Raw genomic sequence first — 20,902 nt, 5'->3', positions numbered from 1 at the left:
AATGTTACGACTGTTACGCAATGAACCTCGCGCCGCGCTTCTGCTGCTGGCACTGGTAATGGCAAACCTGCTGGCCTGGGGCTGGGCATGGCACACCTTCAGCGGCAGTACGGCTCTGATGGCGGCAAGCCTGCTGGCCTGGTGTTACGGGCTGCGTCATGCGGTGGATGCCGACCACATTGCTGCCATTGATACCGTGACGCGTAAGATGATGCAGCAGGGCAAACGCCCGTCCGGCGTGGGGGCGTGGTTCTCGCTGGGGCACTCCACCATCGTGGTTCTGGCTTCCATCGCTATCGCCGCCACCGCCACGGCGTTTCAGAAAAATATGGCATGGTTCCACGAGACCGGGAGCCTGATTGGCACCGCCGTTTCCGCCACCTTCCTGCTGGCGATGGCGCTGGTGAATATGGTGATTTTGCGCGGCGTATGGTGCAGTTTCCAGGCGCTGAAAAAGGGGCATGCGGCCCGCAGCGACGTGGAGCTTCCCGCCCAGGGTGGGGTGATGAGCTGGCTGTTTGGCAAAACCTTCCGCCTCGTCAATAAAAGCTGGCAGATGTACCTGGTGGGCTTCCTGTTTGGTCTCGGGTTTGATACCGCCACTGAAATTGGCGTGCTGGGGATTTCTGCCGCCAGCGCCTCCAGCGGGATGTCGGTGTGGTCAATCATGATCTTCCCGGCGCTCTTCGCCAGCGGTATGGCGCTGGTGGATACCCTCGACAATTTGCTGATGGTCGGTGCCTACGGCTGGGCGTTTAACAAACCGCAGCGCAAGCTCTACTACAACATGACCATTACGGGTACCTCCGTGGTGGTGGCGCTGTTCATTGGTGGGCTGGAAGCGCTGGGTCTGCTGATGGATAAATTTGCCCTTAGCGGCGGCGTCTGGGATGTGGTGGGCGCGGTGAACGATAACCTCGGCAACGCCGGATTTGTGGTGGTCGGGCTGTTTGTCGCCTGCTGGCTGATCTCCATGGCCAACTACCGCTGGCGCGGCTACGATGCGCTGGTGGTGCGCTCCTGAATTTTTGCCTCAACTCTCTTTTTGTTGTTTTGTAGGCCGGGTAAGCGCAGCGCCACCCGGCAATACGACGGTTAAGCAGGTAGCGATTTCAGCAGCGCGAACGCCTCCTTCATTCTCTCTTCGCTCACCACAAAGGCGCGCAGTTGGTCATCTGCGTCGATGCCGCGCGCCACTATCCCCTGTGATTCAATGGCGATTTGCCAGTTCAGATCCTGTCGCTGCGTTTCTCCCGCAAGGTGCAGCGGCAGGTCCGGCGTTTTCACCTTCACCAGCATCGGCGGAAGCTTTAGCGGCGCGCTGACGCCGATCAGGTTTTTCGCCAGGACCATGGCGCTCAACTGGATCGGTTGCAGAAACGGCAGCACCCGGCCATTAATTTCCGCGCAGTCGCCCAGGGCATAAATGTCCGGCTGTGAGGTTTGCAGGTAGCTGTCGACCTTTACGCCGCGGTCTGTTTCGGCGCCTGCGCGATGTGCCAGCGCGGTTTCCGGGCGCAGACCCGTCGCGGCAACCACCGCATCCACCTCAACGCTGCGGTTGCGGTCGAGCGCCCCACGAATGCCGCCTGCGGTTTTGCTCAGACTCTGTAACTGCGATTTGAGCAGCAGATGGACGCCCATGTCGGTCAGTCGATGCTGTAAGCGGCTGCTTACTTCTGCGGGCATCAGCGCCGACAGAATGCTCGCCGCGTGGTCAACCAGGGTAACGGTTTTACCCGCGCGGCAGAAATCCATCGCCAGCTCGGTACCAATCAGCCCACCGCCGACGATCATCACGCGTTGCGCATCGCGAAGCCCCGTTTCGCTTGCCTGATACTCCTGCTGGCTGTTTAGGGTGATCATCAGCTCTCGCCCTTCAACGGGCGGCACAAAGGCAGAGGCCCCCGTGGCCAGCACCAGCTTGTCGTACTGCCAGATTTTGTCTTTCGCCTTCACGACGTGCGCGGCGGCGTCGATATCGGTAACCCAGGTGTAGGGAAACAGGCGCAGGTTAAACTGTTCCGCGAACTCCCCCGCCGTCTGGCGGGTGAGTTCTTCGGCGCGCTGATTCTGGCTGATGACATGGCTTAAATCAGGCTTGTTGTACTCATCCATGCTGTCGGCGGCGATCACCGTCACCGGCACGTTAGCGTCCTGTTTGCGGATATTTTTCACCAGCTGGCGGGCGGCGAAGCCCGAACCGATGATGACGATTCCGTGATTCATTTTGCCTCCGTACCCAGTTCGTCAAAGACGTCTTTACCGAGGGAACATTCCGGGCAGAGGAAGGTGTCCGGCACGTCGCACCACGGTGTGCCCGGGGCAACGTCCTGAAGGGGTTCGCCCCGTTCCGGGTCATATATCCACTGGCAAACGCTGCACTGCATGCGTGGGCCGAGGTGTGCAGCAGCGGCAGCTGCACAGGCACAGGCTTCCTGCTGTTCGGTAGGTTTTGCAGACGCCTCAGGAAGCGGTGCGAGCGCCCACTGACGGGCAATGTCGCGGCCATGCTGACGGCAAATTTCCAGCGCGTCGATATCCGGGCGCCATTTCGCTTTCAGACTCAGGGACATCTCAAAACCTGCATCCTGCAGACGGGTAGAGAGGCGATCTACCGCGCCGCCGCTCCAGCCGTGAGAGCCAAACGCGCTGGCGCGTTTGTTGCGAAAACGCATGCCGGTCATCTCTTCCACCAGGCCAGCAATTTTCGGCATCATCACGTTGTTCATCGTGGAGGTGCCCACCAGCACGCCTTTTGAGCGGAAGACATTGGTGAGGATCTCATTTTTATCGCTGCGCGCCACGTTGAAGATTTTCACCGCCACGTTCGGATCCACTTCGTTGATGCCCTGGGCAATGGCGTCCGCCATCATGCGGGTGTTATTGGACATGGTGTCGTAGAAAATCGTGATGCGGTCTTCCTGATAATCCGCCGCCCATTTCAGGTACAGCTCAACGATCTGGGTGGGGTTTTCACGCCACACCACGCCGTGGGAGGTGGCAATCATGTCCACCGGCAGGTTAAAGCCGAGGATCTCGGTGATTTTTGGCGTCACCAGACGGCTGAACGGGGTCAGAATGTTGGCGTAGTAGCGCTGGCACTGCTCAAACAGTTCGGTCTGATCCACTTCATCATTGAACAGGCGTTCGTCACAGTAGTGCTGGCCAAAGGCGTCGTTGCTGAACAATACCGCGTCGCCGGTCATGTAGGTCATCATGCTGTCCGGCCAGTGCAGCATCGGGGTTTCAACGAAGATCAGCTGTTTGCCGTTGCCGATATCCAGCGAGTCGCCGGTTTTCACGGTGTGGAAATTCCATTCCGGATGATGGTGATGACCGTTGATCGAGTCGATGGCGTTGGTGGTGCAGTAGATCGGTGTATTCGGAATGTACGACATCAGCTCGGTCAACGCACCGGCGTGATCCTCTTCAGCGTGGTTGATGATGATGTAGTCGATTGCGTCGAGATCGATTTCGCTGCGCAGGTTCTGCACGAACTCGCGGCTGAATTTATGATCGACGGTATCGATCAGTACGTTTTTGCCTTCACGGATAAGATAGCTGTTGTAGCTGCTGCCGCGCAGCGTTTTGTATTCCGTCCCGTGGAAATTACGCACCTCCCAGTCACGTTGACCCACCCAATGAATGTTATTTTTAACCAGAATAGACATAGCAACCTCAACGTAATACAGCGTTTTTGAATAAGATGATTTGCCTATATCACATAGCGTGCCAACTTTTATTTTATTGATTTTAATGGATTATTTTTTCTATACCTCGTGATGAGTAGTCATTATGACTATCCTGATGACGGTCAATATGACACTATTTATTGTCAAAATGACAGCGAGGCAGTCATGAGTTTTTCCGTAGATGTGCTGGCGAAGATCGCCATTGAACTGCAAACCGGTATCGGTCATCAGGACCGTTTTCAGCGGCTTATCTCCACGCTGCGTCACGTGCTGGCGTGCGATGCCTCGGCGCTGTTGCGCTACGAGGGGAGACAATTTATTCCGCTGGCTATCGACGGGCTCGCGAAAGATGTTCTCGGGCGGCGGTTTACTCTTGAAGGGCATCCGCGGCTGGAAACCATTGCCCGTGCGGGTGACGTGGTACGTTTCCCGGCGGACAGCGACTTGCCGGATCCCTACGACGGTCTGATCCCGGGGCAGGAGAGCCTGAAGGTGCACGCCTGTATCGGTCTGCCGCTGTTTGCCGGACAACACCTGATTGGCGCATTAACCCTCGACGGCATGTCGCCGGACCAGTTCGACACCTTCAGTGATGAAGAGTTAAGGCTGATTGCCGCGCTGGCCTCCGGGGCGCTCAATAACGCGTTGCTGATAGAACAGCTGGAAAGCCAGAATATTCTTCCCGGCAGCCCGTCGGCGTTTGAGCCGGTGGCGCACACGGAGATGATCGGCCTGTCGCCGGGCATAGCGCAGCTTAAAAAAGAGATTGAGATTGTCGCCGCGTCCGACCTGAACGTGCTGATCTTCGGTGAAACCGGCACCGGTAAAGAGCTGGTGGCGAAGTCAATTCATGAAGCCTCACCACGCGCGGCCAACCCGCTCGTATACCTTAACTGTGCCGCATTGCCGGAGAGCGTGGCGGAAAGCGAGCTGTTTGGTCACGTCAAAGGGGCATTTACCGGGGCCATCAGTAACCGCAGCGGTAAGTTTGAGATGGCCGATAACGGGACGCTGTTTCTCGATGAGATTGGAGAGCTTTCGCTTTCGCTCCAGGCCAAACTGCTGCGCGTATTGCAGTACGGTGACATCCAGCGCGTGGGGGATGACCGCAGCTTACGGGTGGACGTGCGCGTGCTGGCGGCGACCAACCGCGACCTGCGAGAAGCGGTGCTGGCCGGGCATTTCCGCGCGGATCTTTTCCACCGTCTGAGCGTGTTCCCGCTTACCGTGCCGCCGCTGCGCGAGCGCGGAGAAGATGTGGTTCTGCTGGCGGGCTATTTCTGCGAGCAATGCCGTCTCAGAATGGGGCTTTCCCGCGTGGTACTCAGCCCGGGGGCAAGGGCGCATCTGTTGAGCTACGGCTGGCCGGGCAACGTGCGGGAGCTCGAGCATGCGATTCACCGTGCGGTGGTGCTGGCGCGTGCGACGCGTGCGGGTGATGAGGTTGTGATCCACGCGCGTCATTTTGCGTTGCACGATGACGCCGTGCAGGCGGTGGCTCAGCGTGTGCCGGAGAATGCAAATGAAAACCTGCGCGAGGCGACGGAAGCGTTCCAGCGTCAGATGATTACCCGCGCGCTGGAGCAGAACAACCGCAGCTGGGCGGCGTGCGCGCGGGCGCTGGAGATGGACGTCGCCAACCTGCACCGGCTGGCGAAGCGTCTTGGGCTGAAGGGTTAAATAATCCCCGCCTGGTAGAAATCCTGCAGGTTGATGGCACCGCAGAGCTTGCCGGCGTCATCCACCACCGGTGCGGCGGTGATTTTGCGCTTCATCAGCACCTCTTTGGCCTCAATGGCGCGGCTGTCGGCATTCAGCGTCAGCCCGCCTTTGGTCATCGCGTCAGACACTTTCGTTTCCAGTTTGCCACCCCCCACCAGCCAGCGCCGCAGGTCGCCGTCAGTGAATACGCCCTGGACGCTACCGTTGTCGTCACACACCGCGACCAGCCCCAGCCCGGTGCGGCTCAGTTCCAGCATCGCGTCCATCACGCTGGTATCGAGCTTGACCTGGGGAATGGCATCGTCAGTGCGCATCAGATGATGAACCTTATTGAGCAGCCGCGCGCCGAGCGCGCCCGCCGGATGCGAACGGGCAAAATCTTCTTCGTTAAATCCGCGCGCCTGCATCACCGCCATCGCCAGCGCGTCACCCATCATGAGGGTGTTGACGGTGCTGGAGGTCGGGGCAAGGTGCATCGGGCAGGCTTCACGCTCAACGGAAATATCCAGCGTCGCTTTAGCGGCCAGCGCCAGCGGCGAGCGGGATTTGCCGGTCATCGCCAGCAGAGCGACCGATTTCTCCTGCAGGCGCGGAATAATAAGATCCAGCTCTTTGGCCGAACCGGAGTAGGAGATAAACAGCATCACATCGCGGCTTTCAATCATCCCCAGATCGCCATGCAGCGCCTCGGCGGGATGCACGAAGAAGGCCGGGGTGCCGGTGCTCGCCAGCGTCGCGGCAATTTTTTTGCCGATATGGCCGGATTTACCGATGCCCGCCACGATCACTTTGCCTTCGCAGTGGATAATCGTGTTGGCGGCGCGGACAAAATCCTCGCCCAGACGTTCTGGCAGGCGGCTGGCTTCCTGCAGCTCCAGCATCAGCGTCTGGCGGCCCGTTTCTAACAGAAAATCACTCATCTCTCTCTCCGGTTACGATCACGTCGATACCTTTCTCTTCCAGCGCCTTTTTGAACGCCGGATCAATCCCCGCGTCGGTAATCAGCTTATCAACGCTTTCAAGGCTACAGACAATGTTGGGGCTTTTGCGGCCAAACTTCGACGAGTCTGCCATCAAAATCACTTCCCGTGCGGCGTTGCACATCGCTTTACTGACGCTGAATACCTCATTGAAGGTCGTGACGCCTGCGTTCAGATCGATGCCGTCGGTGCCCATAAACAGCTTATCGAAGCTGAAGTGGTCGAAAGCGTTCTCGGCCAGCTGACCGTGAAACGACGCCGATTTTTTGCGAAAGGTGCCGCCGGGCATTAGGATAGTCTGCTCGCTGTCAAATTCCGACAGGGCGTTGACGATATGCAGGCTGTTGGTCATCACCGTGATGTTGTTAAAGCGGCTGAGCAGGGGGATCATTTGCAGGACGGTGCTGCCTGCGTCGAGGATGATGGAATCACCATCGTGAATAAATTTAACGGCAGCCTCGGCAATAAGCGCTTTCTGGTGGGTATTGATCAGCGTTTTGTGATCGATAGGCGGGTCAGCTTCGTCCTTATTCAGCATCACCCCGCCGTAAGTTCGGATGACGGCGCCAGAGTTTTCGAGCAATACCAGGTCCTTGCGTATTGTCGTGCCGGTGGTGTCAAAGTAGTGGGCCAGATCCTCCACCGAGCATTTCCCCTGCTTTTGCAGATACTCGAGAATGGCCGCCTGCCGCTGACGTGGTTTCATAGGCGCTTCGTTCCTTAGGTTGCGAAATGATAATTTCGCAAGTCTATAGCTTTCACAACGAAATTATCCATGTTTCAGATTAAGCGCTAATGATAGTGCATTCTGACAGCCTGAATCATGGGGAAAGATCACATCAGGCCGTAATTCCTGCAGTGAAATGCCGTTGATTGCCTGGATTTTAGTCGGACGAGCAAACACCGTCATGCCACGCATGATCAGGGAATCGCATACGCGATCGTGTTCATCCAATACAACGGCGACCACCACGCGCGGTTTAAAGCGTCCGCCGGAACGTCCGACGCCCACGCGACCTTTCTGACACAGGGCATCAAACGCGTGGTTGAACTGATGGATCTGCCAGCCGCCAAACGCCATCTGGCAGATCCAGGCGAGGGCGGCGACGGTGATGAGTGCGGTGACCATATTGACTCCTTTAATTGCCGGGTGGCGGCTGCGCCTTACCCGGCCTACGGTTTGAAGGATTTTGTAGGCCCGGTAAGCGTTAGCGCCACCGGGCAAAACCGCTCGATCAGAACATCACCTGCCCGCCGGTGACGTTAATCGACTGCCCGGTGCAGTACGACGCTTTCGGGCTGGCGTAAAACAGCAGCATGTTCAGCACGTCCTGATAATCGCACCCGCGCTTCAGCGGCACTTTGTCGATGTAGTACTGCTCCACGTCCTCAGCCTTGATGCCGAGCTTGGTGGCGTACTGCGGCAGCAGGGACTGGAACATTGGCGATTTCAGCAGGTTGCCCAGCATCAGCGAGTGAACGGTAATGCCGTATTCAGCCAGATCCAGCGCCAGAGACTGCGTCAGCCCCACGCCGCCAAACTTCGCCGCGCTGTAGCCGGAGTTGTGCTTGCTGCCCACTTTCCCGGATTTCGAGTTGATCTGAATAATGCGCCCCTGAATACCGTCGCGGATCATCAGGCGGGAAAACTCGCGGGCGCAGAGGAAATAACCCACCAGATTGACCTGCAGCGAGCGGTCAAAATCCCCCAGTTCGAAATCGCTGATAAACGCCGCTTTCGCAATTCCCGCGCTGTAGACCAGCAGGTCGGTACGTCCAAAAATCTCGTCCACGCCGCGGGCGAGCGCCATTACGCTTTGCTCGCTGGTGGCGTCGGCACCAAACCCGTACGCCATCCCTTCACCAAATTCGGTGTTAATGGTGTCCGCCACGCGGGCGGCTTTTTCACTCTGAATATCCACGACCGCCACGCGGTAGCCTTCTGCGGCAAGCCCACGGCAAAGGAACTCACCTAAGGTTTGTCCTCCACCAATGACAACGGCAACCTGACTCATGTGTTTCTCCTTAATTACGCAACAAATTTTAACGTGCAGCCTGGGGTGACAGCCTGCGGAACCGGGCCCGCTACGTGAACCGTACCGGGATACTCCGCCTGCGGCTGTCCGTCAAAACGCAGGGTGATATGGCCCAGTTCGCGCAGGTTTTGCTCGGCGACATCGCCGACGGCGGTTACCGCATAGCGCGTCTCGCCCAGCTCCAGCTGGCTTCCTGCTTTCAGCTCGCCGTTAAGCTCGCCGTGGCAGTGAATAAAGCAAAACTCTTCGATATCCGCCGGGGCACCTTCGCGGAAAGTAATCAGCATCTGGTCGCTGAGCGCATCCGCTGCGCTCTGGCCGATGCGGGTAATGGTGGTCTGATAAATCACGGTCATCGCAGGAACCTCTTATTGATAGATAAAGCCGGAGACAAACCAGGCAATCAGCACCGTCGGCGCGCCCGTCAGGAAGCGGCTGACCAGTACGGACGGCACGCCTACGCGCACGGTGTCCTGGCGCGCTTCGGCCAGTGACAGTCCGACGGGGATGAAGTCGCACGCGGCCTGGGCGTTAATGGCAAACAGGGCGGGCAGGGCGAGGTGTGGCGGAATATTGCCGAGGCCAATCTGCACGCCAATCAGTACGCCGATGACCTGAGCGATCACCGCGCCCGGGCCGAGGAACGGCGACAGCAGCGGGAAGGAGCAGATCAGTGCCAGCGTCACCAGCCCTAGCGGGTGGCTGGCGAGCGGGGCGAGGCCGTGGGCAATCCAGTCGCCCAGGCCGGACGCCATGATGATGCCGATCAGCGCCGAGACGAACGCCATAAACGGCAGAATGGTTTTCAGTACCGTGTCGATGGTGTCGCGCCCGGACTGGAACAGCACCGCCACGGCGGAGCCCATCCCCATCCCGACCTTCGCCAGCAGGCCGTCGCTCTGCTCGGTGATTTTCTTGCTGGTATCGTAATCTCGCGGGGCCACTTTTTGCGGCGCGGGACTGCCATTCACCAGAGTGATGTTGTCCTCTTTCACGCCCGACACATAGATGTCTTCAAGGATGTACTGTGCCAGCGGGCCGGATTTGCCGGTGGAGTGGATATTCACCGTCGGAATACGCCGCTTCGGATAGATGCCGCAGCGCAGCGTGCCGCCGCAGTCGATCACCGCCACGCCGATTTCCGCTTCCGGCGGCTCACCCTCTTTAAAGCCATCGACGGCTTCCCAGCCGGTCAGCTCACGCAGCTTATCGACGATCGCCGGGCGCGTGCCTGCGGTGATGTAAACGATCTTTTTGCCTTCGGTGGCGTCGAACTCCAGCGGGCCGCCCCAGCCACCCGTGCCTTTCTCAATGCGGATCCGGTTCATGCTGTGGCTCCTGAAAGATGGACTTTTTGTTCAAGCTGGATACCCATTTTTTTCTCGAAAATGGCGGTGGTGAGGTCTGTGACCCAGCCGCGGAAGAAGTTGGTCACCAGGCCAACCAGCAGGTAACTGACCGCCAGCGGGCCGAGCGGCAGACCAAGGGTGGTAAGGCCGCTGGCGATACCGAGGTAAACAAACAGCTCTCCGGGGTTGATGTGCGGGAACAGGCCGTTCATCGAATGGCAGCTGTAAGAGGCGGCGGCGTAATAACTCGGCTTGTACTTTTCTGGCATAAAGCGGCCGAGGCTTAAGGTCATCGGGTTGCAGAACACGAAGGTGCCGATGAACGGCAAAATCAGGTAGCGGGACAGCGGGTTCCCGGCGCAGCGCTGAGCGAAGCGTTCAATGCGATGCTGGCCGATAAAGTTAATCAGCGCGTTCATGATCACCAGCAGGCTGATCAGCAGGGGCAGGATCCCGGTCACCATGCCGGTGAACACTTCTCCGCCTTTCTGAAACAGCCCGATGAACCACTCGGCGCCGTGGGTGATGGTTTCTATCATTGTTCTCTCCTGTGGGGCTTTTTTGTTTTGTATTACTGGGGCTAATAATAATCACTTTGAAAGGTTTTAAAGTGTTAGTTAGATCTCACAATGAAAGAAAAATGGATTATTTTGAAAGTTAATTGATGTGATGAATGATTTCCGGTGGAAAAAAGCACGGATTTGCGTTGGGGAGGTGCGTACCGCTTCCTTGAGGTGTTACGGATGCTTTACCATACTGGGTTCTTATCGAACCCGTTAAATGGATGTCTCATGTTCAAGCGTCGTTATGCAGCGCTGTTGCCAGCGCTTATTCTGCTGTCTGCCTGCAGTAGCAAACCTAAGACCGAAGCTGTTCAGCAAACGGCTGGCGCCCCTTCTGGAGGGTTCCTGCTGGAGCCGCAGCACAATATGATGCAGATGGGTGGCGACTTCGCGAATAACCCGGCGGCCGAGCAGTTCATTGATAAAATGGTGAGCAAACACGGCTTTGACCGCCAGCAGCTGCACGAAATTTTGTCCCAGGCAAAGCGTCTGGACTACGTGCTGCGCCTGATGGACAGACAGGCACCGACGGCACAGGTCCCTACCGGGCCAAACGGCGCATGGTTGCGCTATCGCAAACAGTTTATTACCCCGGACAACGTGCAAAACGGCGTGGTGTTCTGGAATCAGTATGAAGATGCCCTTAATCGCGCGTGGCAGGTATACGGCGTGCCGCCGGAGATCATCGTCGGGATTATCGGCGTGGAAACCCGCTGGGGCCGCGTAATGGGCAAAACCCGCATCCTCGATGCGCTGGCGACGCTCTCCTTTAACTACCCGCGCCGCGCGGAGTATTTCTCTTCCGAGCTGGAAACCTTCCTGCTGATGGCGCGCAACGAGCAGGACGACCCGCTCGATCTGAAAGGTTCGTTTGCCGGTGCGATGGGCTACGGCCAGTTTATGCCATCCTCCTATAAACAATATGCCGTCGACTTCAATGGCGATGGTCATATCAACCTGTGGGATCCGGTGGATGCCATCGGCAGCGTGGCAAACTACTTCAAAGCGCACGGCTGGACGCCAGGTGGACAGGTAGCCGTGCAGGCGAACGGCGAGGCATTTGGTCTGGAAAACGGCTTTAAAACCAAATACAGCGTCGCGCAGCTGACGGCGGCAGGCTTAACGCCAACGCAGCCGCTGGGCAATGTTGACCAGGTAAGCCTGCTGCGTCTGGACGTGGGAACCGGTTATCAGTACTGGTACGGCATGCCAAACTTCTACACCATCACCCGCTATAACCACAGCACTCATTATGCCATGGCCGTGTGGCAGCTGGGGCTGGCGGTCTCGCAGGCCCGCGTGCCGGCGGCGTCACCGTTTAGTCAGTAAGTCGCTCTGACGGGTAGGCCTGATGCCCTCACCCTGACCCTCTCCCACGGGAGAGGGACGTTTTACAGAAACATTTCGCCACACTCCCTTTTCAAACCCGCCATTTACATCTCAATCACCTTTCATTATTGTTATGTTATAACATTTAACGTGGTGTCGAGATGTCAACGTCCCTTTTCTCTCTGTCTGCTCCGGTTCGGCTTTTACTGGCGCTGGTGCTTATTGTTCTTATCGGGCTGGCCGTGCGCTGGGCGGTGGCGCTGCCATGATCCTGATGAACGAACTGGTCGCGGGCTATGACCGCCAGCCTGTAACGCGGCCCCTCTCAGGCACGATTGAGCGCGGCAGTATGACGGCTATCGTCGGCGCCAATGGCTGCGGAAAATCCACGCTGCTGAAGACGCTCGCCGGGTTTATTCCTCCCGTGGGCGGCAGCTTTCGCTGGCAGGGTAAGCGCCCGGTGATTGGCTGGCTGGCACAGCGCCACGCACTCGAGGCGCAATTTCCGCTCACCGTTCAGGACGTGGTGAGTATGGGCTGCTGGCCGGGCATATCGCTCTTATCCGGGTTTCGTCGGGAAACGCGGTTACGCATTGCCAGCGCGCTGGAGCGGGTAGGGCTGGCGTCGATGGCGCTTTCCACTATTGATGAACTCTCCGGTGGCCAGTTTCAGCGCATGTTATTTGCCCGCGTTTTAGTGCAGCAGGCACCGCTTGTGATGCTCGATGAGCCTTTCACCGGCGTCGACGAAGCGACCTGCAACGTGCTGATGGATCTGATGCTGGAGATGTATATGCAGGGCCAGACTCTGCTTGCGGTATTGCATGACAGCGAGCGTGTGGCACGCCACTTCCCGCAGACATTAATGCTGGATGCTGACATTCCTCACTGGAAAACCGAGCGGGTGAGGGTGGCATGATTTGGCATCTCTTTTTCCTGCCGTTTATTGAGTACGGCTTTATGCGTCGTGCGCTGGTGGTCTGCCTGGCCCTTTCTGTCAGTACCACCGCACTCGGCGTATTCCTCCAGCTGCGCCGGATGAGCCTGATGGGTGATGCCCTTTCTCACGCCATTTTACCCGGTGTCGCCGTAGGGTATTTGCTCAGCGGCATGTCGCTGCTGGCGATGAGTATCGGTGGTTTTATTGCCGGCATTACCGTGGCGCTGGTGGCCGGCCTGGTCAGCCGACGCACGCCGCTTAAAGAGGATGCCAGCTTTGCCGGATTTTACCTTGGCTCACTGGCACTGGGCGTCACGCTGGTGTCGCTGCGCGGGTCGAATGTCGATCTGCTGCATCTGCTGTTTGGTTCCATTCTTGCGGTGGACAACGATGCGGCGCTGTTTGTCACGGGCGTTTGCATGTTCACCCTGATAACGCTGGCGATTTTCTATCGTGGGCTGGTGACCGAAGCCTTTGATACCGCCTGGTTGCAGGTCAATGGCCGCGGGTTGCCCGGCCTGCTCCACGGACTGTTTCTGGCGCTGCTGGTGCTTAACCTGGTGGCCGGTTTTCAGGTGCTCGGCACGCTGATGGCCGTCGGGCTGATGATGCTCCCGGCGGTGGCGGCACGCTGCTGGGTGCGCACATTGCCAGGTTTGCTTTTGATGGCCGGCATCAGCGGAATTTTCTGCGCGTGGCTGGGCTTAAGTTTGTCCTGGGCAATCAGTCTGCCCGCCGGACCGTCCATTGTGCTGACCGCCAGCGCGTTGTTCTTTATTTCTGTTTTATTTGGCACGCGAAGCAGGCTGGCTGGCAGTCTGCGCGCGCTTTTTTAAGGCAAGGGGAAACGATGAAACTTACAGGATTAGTGATGGCGCTTGCGCTGGGTATGCTGTCGAACGGCGTGATGGCGAAAACGCTGAATGTGGTGACCAGCTTTTCGATACTGGGAGATATTACGCAGGAAGTGGGCGGCGACCATGTGAACGTGACGACGCTGGTCGGGCCGGACGGCGATCCGCATACCTTCGAACCGTCACCTAAAGACAGCGCGGCGCTGAGCAAGGCTGACGTGGTGGTGGTCAACGGCCTGGGGCTGGAAGGGTGGCTCGACCGTCTGGTGAAAGCCTCCGGTTTCAAAGGGCAGCTGGTTGTGGCCTCAACCGGGGTAAAAACGCACACGCTCGAGGAAGATGGAAAGACCGTGACCGACCCGCATGCCTGGAATAGTGCGGCGAACGGTGCGCTGTATGCACAAAATATTCTGAACGGGCTGGTGAAAGCAGATCCAGAGGATAAAGCGGCACTGGAGGCTTCAGGCCAGCCGTATATCGCGCAACTGACGCAACTGGACGGCTGGGCCAAAACCCGCTTTAGCCAGATCCCACAGGAAAAACGTAACGTGCTGACCAGCCATGACGCATTCGGCTATTTTAGCCGCGCGTATGGCGTCACCTTCATGGCACCGCAAGGGCTCTCTTCAGAGAGCGAGGCCAGCGCAGCGCAGGTCGCTGAGATTATCAATCAGATCAAAGCCGATGGCGTGAAAACCTGGTTTATGGAAAACCAGCTCGATCCGCGTCTGGTGAAGCAAATTGCGACGGCGACAGGCGCGCAGCCGGGAGGCGAACTTTACCCGGAAGCCCTGTCGGCAAAAGGTGGGGTTGCTGATACCTACGTTAAGGCATTTCGCCACAACGTGAACACCCTCGCTGACAGTATGAAATAACCTCCCCCATAGCCGGTGCGCCCGCATCGGCTTTTTTCTGAAGCACCCTCGTAAAACCCGAAGCGCATCCCCATATTTGACGAGAAAGTGCTATCTTGTGCTGCACGTTTTTCTGAAGCCTGGAGCGAGAATGACTGACCATGAATTGATGCAGCTTAGCGAGATAGTCGGACTGGCGCTTAAGCAACGCGGGGCGACCCTTACCACCGCGGAATCCTGCACCGGCGGCTGGGTGGCGAAAGCGATTACCGATATTGCCGGCAGTTCCGCCTGGTTTGAACGCGGGTTTGTGACCTACAGTAACGAAGCTAAAGCACAGATGATTGGCGTGCGTGAATCCACGCTGGAACAGCACGGCGCGGTCAGCGAGCCGGTGGTGATCGAGATGGCCATTGGCGCGCTAAAAGAAGCGCGGGCAGATTACGCGATTTCAATCAGCGGCATCGCGGGCCCGGACGGCGGCAGTGACGTGAAGCCCGTAGGCACCGTCTGGTTTGGTTTTGCGACCTCAAAAGGTGAAGGGATCACTCGACGGGAGTGCTTTAGCGGCGACCGTGAAAGCGTGCGTCGTCAGGCAACGGAATATGCGTTAAAAACGCTCTGGCAACAATTTCTACAAAACACTTGATACTGTATGACTATACAGTATAATTGCACCAACAGAACAGAAATCCACGGTGAAGCACAGTCGCTTCTCCCGGCATGACAGGAGTAATAATGGCTATCGACGAAAACAAACAGAAAGCGTTGGCGGCAGCACTGGGCCAGATCGAAAAGCAATTCGGTAAAGGCTCCATCATGCGCCTGGGTGAAGACCGTACCATGGATGTTGAAACGATCTCCACCGGTTCGCTTTCTCTGGACATCGCGCTGGGCGCGGGCGGTCTGCCAATGGGCCGTATCGTAGAGATCTACGGGCCAGAGTCCTCCGGTAAAACCACCCTGACGCTGCAGGTGATTGCTGCGGCACAGCGCGAAGGTAAAACCTGTGCGTTTATCGATGCCGAGCACGCGCTGGATCCTGTTTATGCGCGTAAACTGGGCGTGGACATCGACAACCTGCTGTGTTCTCAGCCGGACACCGGTGAGCAGGCGCTGGAAATTTGTGACGCGCTGGCGCGCTCTGGTGCTGTTGACGTTATCGTGGTCGACTCCGTTGCTGCACTGACGCCAAAAGCGGAAATCGAAGGTGAAATCGGCGACTCTCACATGGGCCTCGCGGCACGTATGATGAGCCAGGCGATGCGTAAGCTGGCAGGTAACCTGAAGCAGTCCAACACGCTGCTGATCTTCATCAACCAGATCCGTATGAAAATTGGTGTGATGTTCGGTAACCCGGAAACCACAACCGGTGGTAACGCACTGAAATTCTACGCCTCTGTCCGTCTGGATATCCGCCGTATCGGCGCGGTGAAAGAGGGTGAAAACGTCGTTGGTAGCGAAACGCGCGTGAAGGTTGTGAAGAACAAAATCGCCGCACCGTTCAAACAGGCTGAATTCCAGATCCTCTACGGCGAAGGGATTAACTTCTACGGTGAGCTGGTTGACCTGGGCGTGAAAGAGAAGCTGATTGAAAAAGCGGGCGCCTGGTATAGCTATAACGGTGACAAAATTGGTCAGGGTAAAGCGAATGCGATTTCCTGGCTGAAAGAGAACCCGGCTGCGGCGAAAGAGATTGAGAAGAAGGTGCGTGAGCTTCTGCTGAGCAACCAGGACTCTAAACCTGATTTCGTGGTGGATGCTGCGGATGCTGAAGAAACCAACGAAGACTTTTAAGTCTCTCGTGTAAAGATGAAGGGCTGCTGATGCGGCCCTTTTTGCATTTCTGAATCTGCAGGTTTTATATGAGTGAACCGACCACACGCCGACCCGCCTACTCGCGCTTGCTGGACCGTGCCGTACGTATACTTGCCGTGCGTGACCACAGCGAACAGGAGCTAAGACGAAAACTGTCAGCGCCTGTCATGAGCAAAAACGGGCCGGAAGAGATTGATGCCACTGCCGAAGATTATGACCGCGTGGTTGCCTGGTGCTATGAACATCATTACCTCGATGACGAACGCTTTGCCGCTCGCTTTCTCGCCAGCCGCGGACGTAAAGGCTACGGTCCTGCACGCATCCGTCAGGAACTGAATCAGAAAGGGGTAGCCCGGGAATCGATTGAAAAAGCGATGCGTGAATGCGACACAGACTGGTGTGAACTGGCGAAAGAGCAGGCGATTCGAAAGTACGGCGAACCGCTGCCGCGTGATTTTTCAGATAAAGTCAAAATCCAGCGCTTTTTGCTCTACCGCGGCTTTCTGATGGAAGATATTCAGGATATCTGGCGCAATTTTGTGGATTGAACGCATGCGGGATTTTACTTCCCACCAAAGAAAACTTATCTTATTCCCACTTTTTCCAGTAGCTGGTCTGTCCAACGGTTTATCGATACAGGCTGGCTGCGACATTTCGTTAGCTTGATTTCAGGATAATTATGAGCAAGAGCACCGCTGAGATCCGTCAGGCGTTTCTCGATTTTTTCCATAGTAAGGGACACCAGGTTGTTGCCAGCAGCTCCCTGGTACCGAACAACGACCCGACTTTACTGTTTACCAACGCCGGGATGAACCAGTTCAAGGATGTGTTCCTTGGTCTCGACAAGCGTAATTATTCCCGCGCCACAACCTCACAGCGTTGCGTGCGTGCGGGCGGTAAACACAACGACCTGGAAAACGTCGGTTACACCGCGCGTCACCACACGTTCTTCGAAATGCTGGGTAACTTCAGCTTCGGCGACTATTTCAAACACGATGCCATTCAATATGCGTGGGAACTGCTGACCGGTGAAAACTGGTTCAACCTGCCGAAAGAGCGTCTGTGGGTTACCGTCTATGAAACCGATGACGAAGCCTACGAAATCTGGGAAAAAGAGGTCGGTATCCCGCGCGAGCGCATTATTCGCATCGGTGATAACAAAGGCGCGCCATACGCGTCTGACAACTTCTGGCAGATGGGTGATACCGGTCCTTGCGGTCCGTGCACCGAGATCTTCTACGATCACGGCGACCACATCTGGGGTGGACCTCCTGGCAGCCCGGAAGAAGACGGCGATCGCTATATTGAGATCTGGAACATCGTCTTCATGCAGTTCAACCGTCAGGCAGACGGTACCATGGAGCCGCTGCCGAAACCGTCCGTTGATACCGGTATGGGCCTGGAGCGTATTGCCGCCGTGCTGCAACACGTTAACTCCAACTACGAAATTGACCTGTTCAGCACCCTGATCAAAGCCGTTGCGGAAGTGACCGGTGCGACCGATCTGAACAACAAATCGCTGCGCGTGATTGCAGACCACATTCGTTCCTGTGCGTTCCTGATTGCCGACGGCGTAATCCCGTCGAATGAAAACCGTGGCTATGTGCTGCGTCGTATCATTCGTCGTGCGATCCGTCATGGCAACATGCTGGGCGCGAAGGACACCTTCTTCTACAAACTCGTTGGGCCACTGATTGGCGTGATGGGTGCAGCCGGTGACGAGCTGAAACGCCAGCAGGCGCAGGTCGAGCAGGTTCTGAAAACCGAAGAAGAGCAGTTTGCTCGTACGCTGGAGCGCGGTCTGGCGCTGCTGGATGAAGAACTGGCAAAACTGAAGGGCGACACGCTGGATGGCGAAACCGCTTTCCGCCTGTACGACACCTACGGCTTCCCGGTTGACCTGACGGCGGACGTTTGCCGTGAGCGTAACATCAAAGTTGACGAAGCGGGCTTCGAAGCCGCGATGGAAGAACAGCGTCGTCGTGCGCGTGAATCCAGCGGTTTCGGCGCAGACTACAACGCGATGATCCGCGTTGATAGCGCGTCTGAATTCAAAGGCTACGACGCACTGGAGCTGACCGGTAAAGTGACCGCCCTGTTTGTTGACGGTAAAGCCGTAGACAGCATCAGTGCAGGTCAGGATGCGGTTGTCATTCTGGACAAAACGCCGTTCTACGCTGAGTCCGGCGGCCAGGTTGGCGATAAGGGCGAACTGAAAGGCAATGGTTTCAGCTTCAGCGTAAGCGACACCCAGAAATTTGGTCAGGCGATTGGTCACCAGGGCAAACTGGTTTCCGGTTCGCTGAAAGTGGGCGAGGGCGTGCAGGCGAATGTTGATGAAGCACGCCGTGCGCGTATTCGTCTGAACCACTCTGCAACCCACCTGATGCACGCTGCCCTGCGCGACGTGCTGGGCACCCATGTTGCACAGAAAGGTTCTCTGGTTAATGACAAAGTGCTGCGTTTCGACTTCTCGCACTTTGAAGCGATGAAACCGTCGGAAATCCGTGCGGTGGAGGATCTGGTGAACGCTCAGATCCGTCGTAACCTGCCGATCGAGACCCATATCATGGACCTCGAGGACGCGAAGAAAAAAGGTGCGATGGCGCTGTTTGGTGAGAAGTATGACGAACGTGTTCGCGTACTGAGCATGGGCGACTTCTCGACCGAACTGTGCGGTGGTACTCACGCATCGCGCACCGGTGACATCGGCCTGTTCCGCATCGTTTCCGAGTCGGGTACGGCGGCTGGCGTGCGTCGTATTGAAGCGGTAACCGGTGAAGGCGCAATTGCCAGCCTGCATGCGCAGAGCGATCAGCTGCACGACATCGCGCATCTGCTGAAAGGCGATAGCCAGAATCTGGGCGAGAAAGTGCGTGTTGCGCTGGAGCGAACCCGTCAGCTGGAAAAAGAGCTCCAGCAGCTGAAAGAACAGGCTGCGGCGCAGGAGAGTGCAAACCTCTCCAGCAAAGCGATAGACATTAAGGGCGTCAAACTGCTGGTCAGCGATCTGGCGGGCGTTGAGCCTAAGATGCTGCGTACTATGGTCGACGATCTCAAGAACCAGCTTGGTTCTACCGTTATCGTGCTGGCGACAGTGGCAGAAGGTAAGGTTTCTCTGATTGCGGGCGTCTCTAAGGATGTGACCGACCGCGTAAAAGCAGGGGAACTGATTGGTATGGTCGCCCAGCAGGTGGGTGGCAAGGGAGGCGGTCGTCCGGACATGGCGCAAGCCGGTGGTACGGATGCGGCGGCACTTCCGCAAGCTTTGGCCAGCGTAGAAAGCTGGGTGAGCGCGAAACTGTAATAACTACAAAGCACAATCAGACGCCATAGCGGCAACGTTATGGCGTCTTGTTCACTGTGCTATCGATAACGATAAAGTCAGGTTGAGTTTGTGTATATCGGCTAAACTTACGTTTAACAGAATGTGATGCCGTGACTGCTTACACTTTACGTGTTTGTCATCGCTTACTTTTTGGCGTTATATGATGGATAATGCCGGGATACAAGAGACCCGACTCTTTTAATCTTTCAAGGAGCAAAGAATGCTGATTCTGACTCGTCGAGTTGGTGAGACCCTCATGATTGGGGATGAGGTCACCGTGACAGTTTTAGGGGTAAAGGGTAACCAGGTACGTATTGGTGTTAACGCTCCTAAAGAAGTATCTGTCCACCGTGAAGAGATCTACCAGCGTATCCAGGCTGAAAAATCCCAGCAGTCCAGTTACTGATATTGTCGCGTCTCGCTGTCGGGCGAGACGCAACCCTCCTGTCATTTTTCCTGCTCAACGTTACCGTTTCATTTCAACCGCTCTCTTTTTAACCACTCTACTATTCTTAACGCGCCCCAACCCCAGCCTTTCTACAAACGTTTTTTGAGAAGTTCGATGCAAAATCCGCTTATAAAACACCCTCTTTGCGGGTTTTACATGCGAATTGCGTGTGATTTGTGCAAACGATAAAAGCTTTTGGAAAATTGTTTGACTTATAAGTCCCAGAAAGTAATATATGCGCCACGCAGCGACGAGAAGCTCTTAACGAGTTACTCGAAGCACTCGAAAGAGGCGTTGTGTGGTGAGGTGGCCGAGAGGCTGAAGGCGCTCCCCTGCTAAGGGAGTATGCGGTCAAAAGCTGCATCCGGGGTTCGAATCCCCGCCTCACCGCCATTTTGCATCCGTAGCTCAGCTGGATAGAGTACTCGGCTACGAACCGAGCGGTCGGAGGTTCGAATCCTCCCGGATGCACCATCTATTACTTCATATTGCTTTCGAAGTGATATGAATATCGAGCAGTACAGTAGTAAATCCCGATGCATCCGTAGCTCAGCTGGATAGAGTACTCGGCTACGAACCGAGCGGTCGGAGGTTCGAATCCTCCCGGATGCACCATTTACTATTTCTGAAAGCAGTTCCCTGATGCATCCGTAGCTCAGCTGGATAGAGTACTCGGCTACGAACCGAGCGGTCGGAGGTTCGAATCCTCCCGGATGCACCATTTACTGTTTCTAAAAGCATTTCCCTGATGCATCCGTAGCTCAGCTGGATAGAGTACTCGGCTACGAACCGAGCGGTCGGAGGTTCGAATCCTCCCGGATGCACCATATTCTCCGAGATAACAGCCATACTGTTGTTTCAAGGTCTGCGAGTTAAACGCAAGCACCAGGGAGGATAACGTTGCTTCAGCAACGGCCCGTAGGGCGAGGCGTAGCCGAGTAATCCTCCCGGATGCACCATCTCTTCTTATCGTCCCCTTCGATGTT

Annotated in this window: 20 protein-coding genes and 5 tRNA genes; 16 read left to right on the top strand and 9 right to left on the bottom strand. The window is 56.6% G+C overall.

Going from position 1 to position 20,902, the window contains the following annotated elements:
- Window position 1 precedes the first annotated feature (1 nt).
- Window positions 2-1,024 (top strand): HoxN/HupN/NixA family nickel/cobalt transporter, encoded by a 1,023-nt coding sequence (locus G0034_RS17960; RefSeq protein WP_048997132.1) that lies wholly within the window; start codon window positions 2-4, stop codon window positions 1,022-1,024.
- Window positions 1,025-1,095: 71 nt separating this feature from the next.
- Here the strand turns inward: G0034_RS17960 and norW are convergent, their stop codons facing one another.
- On the bottom strand, window positions 1,096-2,229 hold the full coding sequence (norW, locus tag G0034_RS17955) for an NADH:flavorubredoxin reductase NorW (protein ID WP_179121155.1): 1,134 nt from the start codon (window positions 2,227-2,229) through the stop codon (window positions 1,096-1,098).
- Window positions 2,226-3,674 (bottom strand): anaerobic nitric oxide reductase flavorubredoxin, encoded by a 1,449-nt coding sequence (gene norV / locus G0034_RS17950; RefSeq protein WP_179121154.1) that lies wholly within the window; start codon window positions 3,672-3,674, stop codon window positions 2,226-2,228. Before norV ends, norW begins: the two co-directional genes overlap by 4 nt.
- Before the next feature lie 186 nt (window positions 3,675-3,860).
- Between norV and norR the strand changes: the two genes are divergently transcribed.
- Window positions 3,861-5,375 (top strand): nitric oxide reductase transcriptional regulator NorR, encoded by a 1,515-nt coding sequence (gene norR / locus G0034_RS17945; protein ID WP_045134081.1) that lies wholly within the window; start codon window positions 3,861-3,863, stop codon window positions 5,373-5,375.
- Here norR and gutQ read toward each other — a convergent pair.
- The 7 genes from gutQ to srlA form a co-directional block, all read right to left on the bottom strand.
- Window positions 5,372-6,337, bottom strand: coding sequence for an arabinose-5-phosphate isomerase GutQ (gene gutQ, locus G0034_RS17940; RefSeq protein WP_014884991.1), 966 nt, complete (start codon window positions 6,335-6,337; stop codon window positions 5,372-5,374). The two genes, norR and gutQ, sit on opposite strands and share 4 nt — an antisense overlap.
- Complete coding sequence (gene srlR / locus G0034_RS17935; RefSeq protein WP_014884990.1) at window positions 6,330-7,103, bottom strand: glucitol operon DNA-binding transcriptional repressor SrlR; 774 nt, start codon at window positions 7,101-7,103, stop codon at window positions 6,330-6,332. The genes gutQ and srlR overlap by 8 nt, the downstream gene beginning before the upstream one ends.
- A 63-nt stretch (window positions 7,104-7,166) precedes the next feature.
- Window positions 7,167-7,526, bottom strand: coding sequence for a transcriptional regulator GutM (gutM, locus tag G0034_RS17930; RefSeq protein ID WP_179121152.1), 360 nt, complete (start codon window positions 7,524-7,526; stop codon window positions 7,167-7,169).
- A 106-nt stretch (window positions 7,527-7,632) separates the two neighbouring features.
- Complete coding sequence (gene srlD, locus G0034_RS17925) at window positions 7,633-8,412, bottom strand: sorbitol-6-phosphate dehydrogenase (RefSeq protein WP_014884988.1); 780 nt, start codon at window positions 8,410-8,412, stop codon at window positions 7,633-7,635.
- Window positions 8,413-8,426: 14 nt separating this feature from the next.
- The gene (gene srlB, locus G0034_RS17920) at window positions 8,427-8,789 is read right to left on the bottom strand and encodes a PTS glucitol/sorbitol transporter subunit IIA (protein ID WP_014884987.1); all 363 of its coding nucleotides are present in this window, start codon (window positions 8,787-8,789) and stop codon (window positions 8,427-8,429) included.
- A gap of 12 nt (window positions 8,790-8,801) precedes the next feature.
- Window positions 8,802-9,761 carry a PTS glucitol/sorbitol transporter subunit IIB gene (gene srlE / locus G0034_RS17915; protein WP_014884986.1) on the bottom strand — a complete coding sequence of 320 codons (960 nt, stop codon included), beginning with the start codon at window positions 9,759-9,761 and terminating at the stop codon, window positions 8,802-8,804.
- The gene (gene srlA, locus G0034_RS17910) at window positions 9,758-10,321 is read right to left on the bottom strand and encodes a PTS glucitol/sorbitol transporter subunit IIC (protein ID WP_023331154.1); all 564 of its coding nucleotides are present in this window, start codon (window positions 10,319-10,321) and stop codon (window positions 9,758-9,760) included. Before srlA ends, srlE begins: the two co-directional genes overlap by 4 nt.
- A gap of 252 nt (window positions 10,322-10,573) precedes the next feature.
- On the opposite strand from srlA, the gene mltB reads away from it, so the two are divergent.
- From mltB to G0034_RS17840, 14 genes are all read left to right on the top strand, one after another.
- Complete coding sequence (gene mltB / locus G0034_RS17905) at window positions 10,574-11,674, top strand: lytic murein transglycosylase B (protein ID WP_023331153.1); 1,101 nt, start codon at window positions 10,574-10,576, stop codon at window positions 11,672-11,674.
- A 265-nt stretch (window positions 11,675-11,939) separates the two neighbouring features.
- Window positions 11,940-12,593 carry a metal ABC transporter ATP-binding protein gene (locus G0034_RS17900; RefSeq protein WP_023331152.1) on the top strand — a complete coding sequence of 218 codons (654 nt, stop codon included), beginning with the start codon at window positions 11,940-11,942 and terminating at the stop codon, window positions 12,591-12,593.
- Window positions 12,590-13,450: a metal ABC transporter permease gene (locus G0034_RS17895; protein WP_179121151.1), complete on the top strand. Its 861-nt coding sequence runs from the start codon at window positions 12,590-12,592 to the stop codon at window positions 13,448-13,450. Before G0034_RS17900 ends, G0034_RS17895 begins: the two co-directional genes overlap by 4 nt.
- Window positions 13,451-13,464: 14 nt before the next feature.
- A complete protein-coding gene (locus G0034_RS17890; protein WP_032635721.1) occupies window positions 13,465-14,343 on the top strand; it encodes a metal ABC transporter substrate-binding protein in 879 nt (292 codons plus the stop codon).
- A gap of 130 nt (window positions 14,344-14,473) precedes the next feature.
- Window positions 14,474-14,971, top strand: coding sequence for a nicotinamide-nucleotide amidase (pncC, locus tag G0034_RS17885; protein WP_023331148.1), 498 nt, complete (start codon window positions 14,474-14,476; stop codon window positions 14,969-14,971).
- A gap of 89 nt (window positions 14,972-15,060) precedes the next feature.
- Window positions 15,061-16,119 carry a recombinase RecA gene (gene recA, locus G0034_RS17880; RefSeq protein ID WP_050862082.1) on the top strand — a complete coding sequence of 353 codons (1,059 nt, stop codon included), beginning with the start codon at window positions 15,061-15,063 and terminating at the stop codon, window positions 16,117-16,119.
- 68 nt (window positions 16,120-16,187) lie between these two features.
- Complete coding sequence (recX, locus tag G0034_RS17875; protein ID WP_014884977.1) at window positions 16,188-16,688, top strand: recombination regulator RecX; 501 nt, start codon at window positions 16,188-16,190, stop codon at window positions 16,686-16,688.
- Between the two features lie 131 nt (window positions 16,689-16,819).
- Window positions 16,820-19,447 (top strand): alanine--tRNA ligase, encoded by a 2,628-nt coding sequence (gene alaS / locus G0034_RS17870; protein ID WP_179121150.1) that lies wholly within the window; start codon window positions 16,820-16,822, stop codon window positions 19,445-19,447.
- A 241-nt stretch (window positions 19,448-19,688) separates the two neighbouring features.
- Window positions 19,689-19,874 (top strand): carbon storage regulator CsrA, encoded by a 186-nt coding sequence (csrA, locus tag G0034_RS17865; protein ID WP_000906486.1) that lies wholly within the window; start codon window positions 19,689-19,691, stop codon window positions 19,872-19,874.
- 342 nt (window positions 19,875-20,216) lie between these two features.
- Window positions 20,217-20,309, top strand: a tRNA-Ser gene (locus G0034_RS17860).
- A gap of 4 nt (window positions 20,310-20,313) precedes the next feature.
- A tRNA-Arg gene (locus G0034_RS17855) sits at window positions 20,314-20,390 on the top strand.
- 64 nt (window positions 20,391-20,454) lie between these two features.
- Window positions 20,455-20,531 (top strand) — tRNA-Arg (locus tag G0034_RS17850).
- Window positions 20,532-20,560: 29 nt separating this feature from the next.
- Window positions 20,561-20,637 (top strand) — tRNA-Arg (locus tag G0034_RS17845).
- A 29-nt stretch (window positions 20,638-20,666) separates the two neighbouring features.
- Window positions 20,667-20,743 (top strand) — tRNA-Arg (locus G0034_RS17840).
- Window positions 20,744-20,902: the final 159 nt, after the last annotated feature.

The sequence above is a fragment of the Enterobacter sp. T2 genome (assembly GCF_010692925.1).
GTDB lineage: Bacteria > Pseudomonadota > Gammaproteobacteria > Enterobacterales > Enterobacteriaceae > Enterobacter > Enterobacter kobei.
The sequence above is the reverse complement of the archived record's forward strand: the minus strand, read 5'-3'. Positions and strand labels throughout refer to the sequence as shown.

Excerpts from the sequence above, each read along its gene's own strand:
- G0034_RS17960 (WP_048997132.1), top strand. The coding sequence starts at position 2 with ATGTTACGACTGTTACGCAATGAACCTCGCGCCGCGCTTCTGCTGCTG.
- norW (WP_179121155.1), bottom strand. The coding sequence starts at position 2,229 with ATGAATCACGGAATCGTCATCATCGGTTCGGGCTTCGCCGCCCGCCAG.
- norV (WP_179121154.1), bottom strand. The coding sequence starts at position 3,674 with ATGTCTATTCTGGTTAAAAATAACATTCATTGGGTGGGTCAACGTGAC.
- norR (WP_045134081.1), top strand. The coding sequence starts at position 3,861 with ATGAGTTTTTCCGTAGATGTGCTGGCGAAGATCGCCATTGAACTGCAA.
- gutQ (WP_014884991.1), bottom strand. The coding sequence starts at position 6,337 with ATGAGTGATTTTCTGTTAGAAACGGGCCGCCAGACGCTGATGCTGGAG.
- srlR (WP_014884990.1), bottom strand. The coding sequence starts at position 7,103 with ATGAAACCACGTCAGCGGCAGGCGGCCATTCTCGAGTATCTGCAAAAG.
- gutM (WP_179121152.1), bottom strand. The coding sequence starts at position 7,526 with ATGGTCACCGCACTCATCACCGTCGCCGCCCTCGCCTGGATCTGCCAG.
- srlD (WP_014884988.1), bottom strand. The coding sequence starts at position 8,412 with ATGAGTCAGGTTGCCGTTGTCATTGGTGGAGGACAAACCTTAGGTGAG.
- srlB (WP_014884987.1), bottom strand. The coding sequence starts at position 8,789 with ATGACCGTGATTTATCAGACCACCATTACCCGCATCGGCCAGAGCGCA.
- srlE (WP_014884986.1), bottom strand. The coding sequence starts at position 9,761 with ATGAACCGGATCCGCATTGAGAAAGGCACGGGTGGCTGGGGCGGCCCG.
- srlA (WP_023331154.1), bottom strand. The coding sequence starts at position 10,321 with ATGATAGAAACCATCACCCACGGCGCCGAGTGGTTCATCGGGCTGTTT.
- mltB (WP_023331153.1), top strand. The coding sequence starts at position 10,574 with ATGTTCAAGCGTCGTTATGCAGCGCTGTTGCCAGCGCTTATTCTGCTG.
- G0034_RS17900 (WP_023331152.1), top strand. The coding sequence starts at position 11,940 with ATGATCCTGATGAACGAACTGGTCGCGGGCTATGACCGCCAGCCTGTA.
- G0034_RS17895 (WP_179121151.1), top strand. The coding sequence starts at position 12,590 with ATGATTTGGCATCTCTTTTTCCTGCCGTTTATTGAGTACGGCTTTATG.
- G0034_RS17890 (WP_032635721.1), top strand. The coding sequence starts at position 13,465 with ATGAAACTTACAGGATTAGTGATGGCGCTTGCGCTGGGTATGCTGTCG.
- pncC (WP_023331148.1), top strand. The coding sequence starts at position 14,474 with ATGACTGACCATGAATTGATGCAGCTTAGCGAGATAGTCGGACTGGCG.
- recA (WP_050862082.1), top strand. The coding sequence starts at position 15,061 with ATGGCTATCGACGAAAACAAACAGAAAGCGTTGGCGGCAGCACTGGGC.
- recX (WP_014884977.1), top strand. The coding sequence starts at position 16,188 with ATGAGTGAACCGACCACACGCCGACCCGCCTACTCGCGCTTGCTGGAC.
- alaS (WP_179121150.1), top strand. The coding sequence starts at position 16,820 with ATGAGCAAGAGCACCGCTGAGATCCGTCAGGCGTTTCTCGATTTTTTC.
- csrA (WP_000906486.1), top strand. The coding sequence starts at position 19,689 with ATGCTGATTCTGACTCGTCGAGTTGGTGAGACCCTCATGATTGGGGAT.